General features: G+C 56.7%; 7 protein-coding genes, 4 tRNA genes and 1 pseudogene. All 12 read right to left on the bottom strand.

Going from position 1 to position 7,615, the window contains the following annotated elements; translation table 11 throughout:
* Positions 1–142 (bottom strand): GTP-binding protein (locus ABJM11_RS15795; protein ID WP_348120808.1); only part of this gene is annotated, 142 nt, incomplete at its 3' end.
* A 50-nt stretch (positions 143–192) separates the two neighbouring features.
* Positions 193–268: transfer RNA gene (locus ABJM11_RS15790), tRNA-Thr, on the bottom strand.
* Positions 269–292: 24 nt separating this feature from the next.
* Positions 293–367: transfer RNA gene (locus tag ABJM11_RS15785), tRNA-Gly, on the bottom strand.
* 10 nt (positions 368–377) lie between these two features.
* A tRNA-Tyr gene (locus tag ABJM11_RS15780) sits at positions 378–461 on the bottom strand.
* A gap of 42 nt (positions 462–503) precedes the next feature.
* Positions 504–579 (bottom strand) — tRNA-Thr (locus tag ABJM11_RS15775).
* A 31-nt stretch (positions 580–610) separates the two neighbouring features.
* Positions 611–1,336, bottom strand: coding sequence for a hypothetical protein (locus tag ABJM11_RS15770; protein WP_348297012.1), 726 nt, complete (start codon positions 1,334–1,336; stop codon positions 611–613).
* Positions 1,333–2,070, bottom strand: coding sequence for a type III pantothenate kinase (locus tag ABJM11_RS15765; RefSeq protein WP_348297011.1), 738 nt, complete (start codon positions 2,068–2,070; stop codon positions 1,333–1,335). The genes ABJM11_RS15770 and ABJM11_RS15765 overlap by 4 nt, the downstream gene beginning before the upstream one ends.
* Complete coding sequence (locus ABJM11_RS15760) at positions 2,067–3,035, bottom strand: biotin--[acetyl-CoA-carboxylase] ligase (RefSeq protein WP_348297010.1); 969 nt, start codon at positions 3,033–3,035, stop codon at positions 2,067–2,069. The genes ABJM11_RS15765 and ABJM11_RS15760 overlap by 4 nt, the downstream gene beginning before the upstream one ends.
* A gap of 118 nt (positions 3,036–3,153) precedes the next feature.
* The gene (locus ABJM11_RS15755; RefSeq protein WP_348297009.1) at positions 3,154–5,553 is read right to left on the bottom strand and encodes a DUF6160 family protein; all 2,400 of its coding nucleotides are present in this window, start codon (positions 5,551–5,553) and stop codon (positions 3,154–3,156) included.
* Positions 5,554–5,561: 8 nt separating this feature from the next.
* Positions 5,562–6,110, bottom strand: a complete 549-nt coding sequence (locus ABJM11_RS15750) for a DUF6160 family protein (protein ID WP_348297008.1) — start codon at positions 6,108–6,110, stop codon at positions 5,562–5,564.
* A complete protein-coding gene (locus ABJM11_RS15745; protein WP_348297007.1) occupies positions 6,107–7,138 on the bottom strand; it encodes a hypothetical protein in 1,032 nt (343 codons plus the stop codon). The genes ABJM11_RS15750 and ABJM11_RS15745 overlap by 4 nt, the downstream gene beginning before the upstream one ends.
* Before the next feature lie 59 nt (positions 7,139–7,197).
* A pseudogene (locus ABJM11_RS15740) lies at positions 7,198–7,473 on the bottom strand (hypothetical protein); the annotation flags it as partial.
* Positions 7,474–7,615 lie beyond the last annotated feature (142 nt).

Genomic DNA, 7,615 nt, shown 5'->3' with positions numbered 1-7,615 from the left:
ATGCGCTGGCGCTGCCAGTACCCCACACTTCGTGACATACACGAGTCAGCGCGGCTGTCAGCGTGGTCTTGCCATGGTCTACGTGACCAATGGTGCCCACGTTTACGTGCGGCTTGTTACGCTCAAATTTTGCTTTAGACATTCGACCTATCTCCCTAATCAACCAGACCGTGACGTTGACCGGACAAATAATGGAGCTCATGACCGGAATTGAACCGGTGACCTCATCCTTACCAAGGATGTGCTCTACCGACTGAGCTACATGAGCGCTTTCAACACAACAACTACAAATTGGAGCGGGCAGCGGGAATCGAACCCGCGTCATCAGCTTGGAAGGCTGAGGTAATAGCCACTATACGATGCCCGCGAGCAATAAGTGGTGGAGGGGGCAGGATTCGAACCTGCGAAGCTTTCGCGTCAGATTTACAGTCTGATCCCTTTGGCCACTCGGGAACCCCTCCGAGTCAGTCTCGCCAGCGGCGAACCTGATTAAAACTAAAAAGTGGAGCTGGCGGACGGAATCGAACCCCCGACCTGCTGATTACAAGTCAGCTGCTCTACCAACTGAGCTACGCCAGCTCACATTCGCCTCTTCAGCGAGGGCGGTATACTACGGATTTTCAGAGACTGTTGCAACACCTTCGCAACGCCTGATTTCGACCAGGTCGAAATTGTTCGCGTAATCCGATTCTGCCGCCTCAACCGCGCCGGAATCCGGCATCAGTTCGTCCTCAAAAACGAGCGCGTAGCTTATCTGATTTCGGGGGAAGTTGGCCAGTATTGCATTGAGATTCTGACGTTTTTTTTCCTCAAGGACCATTTCAGCGGCCCGCGTGGACTCGAACAGCCCCAAGGAAATGGCATTTTTGTTTTCACCCCGCCTGACAAGGTAGGAATCAATACCCCGGCGCTGAAGATCGCGAAAAAGTGCCAGCGCTCTGTCTGCGGGCTGCGGAGGAATAATCACCCAGTGCAGTGGCGCCAACTCCCGCTCTTCTTCCCGGATGTCATGCGCGATCCCGGGGCTGCCAAGCAACAGGTAGGCTTCGCGTGCGGCATCGGCATTCTCGAACCAGCCGAGCCGCACACAATAGCGCTGCGGTAAAGGATCCCTGGGCTCTACCACAGTTTCGACCTGGCCCAACTCCGGTTCCGATGACGGCAACGGCTCCGACGACGGCTTCTGCTGATTCGCAGAGGATGCAGCACGAAGATCCGCAACCCTGGGCAGGGTCTGCTGCTCTGAAACCACGGCAACACGCTTCGGAACAAAGCTGTCTCCATAGAGCCAGAGGGCACCGTTAACCAACAGCAGAGCAAGAGCAAACCACTTCATTCCGGCTCCCACTCCCGGTCAACGGCCTCAAGCCCTTTCAGGACCAGGTACGGATCATGAACGGCGGAAAGACCCGCGCCGATGAGGCCCGACGCGTCGCCACCGGTAACCAGAATCCGATCAAGTCCGAAATGGCGACAGTCCTGATGTATTCGTGCAACCATTGCCTCACGAAGCCACACCAGCCCATGCTGGACGCATTCGGTGGTGGAGGCGCCAGGAGTGCCCTGCTCTGCGTCCAGGCTGTCGAACCCGATCCGCGCGGCATCCTGCTTCAGGGAACGGAGCATCATCTGCTTGCCAGGCAGAATGTAGCCGCCCACGTGGGCTCCGGATATAGCAACGTAATCAATGGTGATGGCACTGCCGGCGTCCACGACCGCGAATCCGCCGGCCCCTGTCGCGCACCAGCCACCACACATGGCGTGCCAGCGATCCGCCCCCATCTTGCGTACGTCAGTATAGGCGTTGACCAGTTTTCCGCGGCGTCTTTCAGCCCAGTGAAAGACAACGGGGACACTGAACGTGGCCTCCAGCCTCGACTGTAATTGGCGACGCCGGTCATCCGCTATCACGGTGGATATCGCAATGCGTTCAACAGAATCGTTCCAGGACGCCCAATCATGGAAAGCCTGGTCCTCGTCCAGGCGGGCAAAACCTTTTCCCAGAACCTCGCCACGGGCAAGCAGCTGCCATTTCATACGGCTGTTTCCGGCGTCAATCAATAACTTCATGACCGTACCCGCAGGCTTATTTCGCCAGCTCGAACCTTGACCAGTTCGTCGCCGGTGGCAATCAGGTAGTTGCCGGAATGATCGATGCCATGGCCGGTCCCGGCGAGTTCGCCCTGGCTTGCCATCAACTCTTGTCCGGCAAAAATGTCACGGCTCTGCCAACGCTCCCGGAAATCGCCAAAACCTTTCCTGGCAAAGTCATCCACCGCTCCGAGGACCGATTCGATGACCGATGCTGCAACCTCGTTCCGGCACCATCGGCGTTCAGGCAGGGCGCCGGCGAGGCTGACCCACGCCTGGTCAACGCCGGCAGCGTCCGTCATGTGGATATTCATACCGATACCAGCGACGACCTGAACAACGCCCTCCTCCAGTTCGCCCTGAAGCTCAACGAGAATACCGGCGAGCTTGCTTCCCGCGAGAAAAATGTCATTGGGCCATTTGAGCCCCACCTCAGGCACGCCTACTTGCTCCAGCGCTTCAGCAACAGCAACCCCCAGCACCAGGCTCAGACCGTCAAGCATGGCAAAGCTGCCCCGGAACGTCAGCCCCAGGCTGAGATAGAGGTTCTGACCCGGGGGGCTTTGCCACTGCCGGCCACGCCGGCCTCTGCCAGCGGTCTGGCAGTCCGCGATACAGACAGGAACCCGGCCATTTACAGATTCGCGGCGCCGACGCACGATTTCGGCATTGGTGGAATCCACCTCATCCAGAACCGTCAACTCGATGGCAGAACGACGAGGCGCGTTCAGGCCCTCCAGGATCTGATTCTGATCAAGCAGATCCATTTCAGTCAGCAGGCGATACCCTTTGCCACGGATGGTTTCTATCCGCAGCCCCTCATCCATCGCGCGCCGGATCTGTTTCCAGATCGCAGTGCGACTTATGCCGAGGCTGGCGGCAAGTGACTCACCAGAATGAACCTGCCCATCTGCCAGGAGGCCTAGGAGTGCTCTGGATTTCATGAAGACATGCCCGCGTGATTGAATGGGATCAGGGCGGGATTAAACAACACGTGGAACCAAAAGACAAAGGGCGAGATCGAAGCGGTATCGCAATTGCTGGAATTTGCTCTGCCGCCAGTCAGGGAATCGGCGTTGCCGTCAGGTTCGCCTTGATGTCGAAGTTCTGCATCTTTACACCGTACACGGCCGTTTGTGGCCCACCGGCGGGGTGTACCAGGTCGATATTATTGATAGACAGCTCCTTGAACTGACTTCTGGCCTGAACCGCAAACCCGAGTGGCCGATTTTCCAGATTCGTAGCTGTGGGCGACGAAACGTATCGATAGCCCGCCGCGGCCGCGGGATCCATTATTTTTTCGTCTCCCCTTGCACCGGTAACCCCCAGGGCATCGGCACCATCGGTCTTCTTGACCACTTTTGTCTGGTAAACATCCACGGAAAGGTCCGTACGGATACCGAAGGTATTATCCTCCACGCCGTCGCCATCAAAGTCGCCACCATCGCTGGTATGGATATCATTGAGCACAAGTCTGGTGCCAGTGTTATTGACCGACTTCCCGCTGCCGTCTATCTGGCGATTGGTTTCCCAAGTAAAGGCGTTCTTGCGGGAGTCACTCACGGCCCGGGCAAATATCTGCTTCAACCGGATACTAATGCCCTCATCACCCCGAGCCTCCCAGATACCGCCTGAAGCGGTGCAATCGGCTGCGGAGGCCCCGGAGCCACCGGCACAGACAGCGCCAGCGCCGCCCGGTACAATGGTCATACTGCTACCGGTTTCATACCTCTGCAATGCGAAACGACCAAAGCTTGCGCCCGTCTCTTTGTCGCCAACGCGAAGGTCGCCCACATCCATCACGCTCCAGGCCTCGCCTTTAACCATTGCGAGCCCCTCTTCGGTCACATCGATGGTCATGTCACGGACATGCGCGTCATAGCTCAGATCGGTAAGCCACAGACCTTTCTGGGAAATTTCTCCTTCTCCCTCATCGTAGGGAGCCGCCATAAGAGCGGCCCTGCCATTACGTATATGGATATCCGAGTTAATCGTCAGGCCTTCGCCACTGGCCCCGCCGGCATCCAGAGTCACCTGGCCGTCCATTTCGAATTCATAAGCGGGATAGAAGCCCAGCGCGAGCAACAATTCGGTACCACCCTGCAGAGGTGCATCATCACTGCCTACCCGGAGGCCATTAATGCGGTAGCCGGCATTCATTTCCTCAAAACCAATCCTCAGGCCATCATAGAAACGGGTGCCATTCAGTTCCCCGTCCCGTGTGACGTTCACAGTGACATCCCCTTGACCCCAGGACTGCAGGCCGCTGAAGATCACCCGGTTGCCATCCTCGGTGTAGCTCAGATCCGCTAACTGCAGGCTCCACTCGGTGGACAACCTGAGCCCTTGCGGGCCGGCATCAGGATGCCCTCCGCCCTGGACGTATACCGCGTTGGTGTAGTTACGGCCATTATAGGTGTGGTCCTGCAGCATGAAACTGACATTAACCTCGCCTATGCTTTTACCTGCGCCCCCCATTTCAAGCCGGCCAATATTGAACTCCCCCTCCAGAGAGCCGAGCGTTAATCCCAATGCGCTCCGGCCACGCCGGTCCGTGGTTACATCAAATCGCAGGTCGTCAAGGCTGTAGCGCCCGGTAATATCCCTGAATGCCAGCATGTTGCCGTCGTCGTGGTAAATAAAGGAAGCGCTGTTGATCGTGGTCTGGTTATCAAGGCGAAACCCTTCGCCTTCTCTGCCACCGGCGGTGATGCCGGTTTTCGACGACAGATCGAAGGTCCCGCTGAGCCCCCCGTAGCTCGGCAGTGCCTGGCCGCTGGAAACGTCGAAGGTATTGCCGTGATTTGCGGGATTACTGCTGTAGCGAATGGCCCCCACATCGTAGGAACCGGTAATACGGGGTGCATCAAGCTCGAGAGTATCACCGACCACGTCGAGGGTAATGCCAAGGGCCTCCACATCCAGGGTTACATCATCAAGAAAGACTTCGTTGCCATTGGTGCGATAGCCAAGGCGGCCGCCGGTTATGGTATAGGCTGTGTCGAAGGTATAACCGGAAGAACCGTAGGCCCCCCCCGGAAGGACGCGAAGACTGCCCTGCATACTGTGATCAAGGAATATGCCTCCTACGCCGATACCGGGAGCACCAGCCAGTCGGATGTCGCCGAATTCAACCCGCCGGTCTTCGACCAGGTACTCGATGTTGAGTGCAGCGCCATCCGTGATATCCACCCGGATAACATGAGCAGCCGATTCGCCGGGATGGCTTGCAGATCCAACCCGGAATTCCTCGAGGTAGATTCCGCTGTCATCATCAAAATAGGACAGCCGATCTGCGGCCATGCCAAGCTCCATTTCCAGGGTAATACCACTCTGGCCGCTGATATCCGCGAGATCGTCATCATCCAGGCGCTCCATTTCAGCCATCACGGAGCCCGATAATGCCAGAACCAGCGGGCAGGCTATCTCCACTCTCAAAAAAGTCCTTGCGATACGGTGCATACTCCCTCCTATGGATTGCCGGCGGGGAAAACCAGCAGGTTTCCCTCCATGATGACGTCACCCTGCATCTCCACGGCAAGAATATCTGTCTGGCGGAAACCTGCGTCCGTCGGCCTGGGTCTGTTGCTACCAGCGATTTTGAAGCGCACATCGTTATAGCGGACGATATCCGGCAAACCGATTTCCATCACGTCACGGTTGAACAGCTCACCATCACCACCGAATCCGGAGTTAACAGAACGCACTCTGAGAGTCAGGCCTTCGAAGGCGAAATTTCCCTGTATCTCGTCCAACACCATCCAACCGCCATCTGACTTAAGGCGGTAAGCCAGCCTGGCGCCACACTTTTTGTCCGGGTCATCACAGCCACCAAAATAGCTGTTCTCTATAGGCCCACCCATCTCGTTGATGCTGATATCGCCGGAGAGATAAATACCGCCCTGGCCAGAGACCTCAGCCAGATCCTCATCCTTGAGGCGATCGAGCTCCGCAACGGCCTGCGTTGCTACAGACATCGCTATGACGACCAATGCAGCCTGTGAGTATCTTGTACTCATGGGGCCAGATCCTTGGTGCGGATATTCAGGTGCTGTATGAGCATGCCTTCCACCCGTGCCGACCCGAAATCCCGGTCAGCGACGGAAAAGTTGCCAATGTGAAGATTGCTGCGATAGTCAGGATTGCTGTAATACTCCTCATAGAAATCCCAGGTATCGGCATCACTGCTGCCACGCAGCCCGTCGGCGCCAATAGTTCCTGTTGCAGGCCGGTCAATGGCTGCCACCTCCACCACAAAGTTTCCGGTACCATCCACATCAAAAAATACCGGCTGCAACTGGTTACCAATCGCCAGCTCCAGCGCAAAATTGGCCATGGTTATCCGGGAACCACAAGATAGGCCATCCTGGGAGCAGGCGTTAATGGACAGCTCGGGAGTGCGGAAATTGAGTTTGAACTGCCCCACCATCTGCTGCCGGTCATCGTCGCCCCACAAACGCAGGTAACTGCCATCAATCACTGCGCTCTTTGCATGAATATTGATATTGGCCGAGCGATCATCTCCAACAGCGACATTCATCTGCATACCAATATCCGGACGCTCGCCCACGAAGTCCGGTGTAGCCGGGCGGCTGGAACAGACTCCGCTACCGGCAGTTGCGCCGGAGTCTATACAATCGTAGCCAAGGGCTGCATCCACCAGTGCCGGTGCCGCAAACTCAAGCACTGCCTTGTCGCGGACCCCGATATCATTACCGTCCACCACCTCGATTCGATAAGGATTAATGAGACGCCCCAGATTTACCGGGCTGAGGTTCTCGCCATAGTTACTTTCATTGCCAGATATATAGAGATGGTTGACCACGATTTCGACATCGCGACCGTCGGTGCTCTTAAGCCCACCGATCTTGAAAATCCGGGCCTGATTACCGTCCGCATCGGGAACATCCGTACCGTGGGAAAATTTGAAATTCTCCAGCACTACGCCGATTCCCTCACCGTCGATTTCCGATAACTCATGCTCCGACAGACCCTGAAGCTCGGCGTTTGCAGGCCCCGCGGCGATAACAGCTGTGAGAGCCGCCATAGCCGGCCATATCCGTGAGTTTCGCAGACGGGCTGCTGAAAGATTCAACAAGAAAGCCATCAGAACAACCCCCGACCACGATCAATGTATTCCGTGCGATAGCGGTCCGTGCCGTAAAGCGCCTCGTTCAGATTCACCTCCGTCGCCCCGTTCGGGATGTTGAAAAATGCGCCGGAGGTGGCCCGAACAAAGTCCTCGGGAGTGGGATTGGTATTCTTGACGTCTTCTAGCCAGTCTAGGTCTTTGGTCTGGAAGGAAATAAACGCTCCGTCTGCAGGGCCGGTAATTCTTCGCTCACCACTAACCTCTTCAACGGTTCCTATCGGAAAGCTGTTGTTGCGTATTCCGGCGAACGTGACCGGTCATTCCGGGGATCGTGACCGGTTTGCACACGGCCATCACGCTGGAGTCAGTTTTGTACTCTGAGCGGTCACGATGGGTCAACCGATTCCGTGTTTTGTGCCTTGGCTTTTCTTA

Source organism: Marinobacter sp. (genome assembly GCF_039977835.1).
Taxonomy (GTDB): domain Bacteria; phylum Pseudomonadota; class Gammaproteobacteria; order Pseudomonadales; family Oleiphilaceae; genus Marinobacter.
The sequence above is the reverse complement of the archived record's forward strand: the minus strand, read 5'-3'. Positions and strand labels throughout refer to the sequence as shown.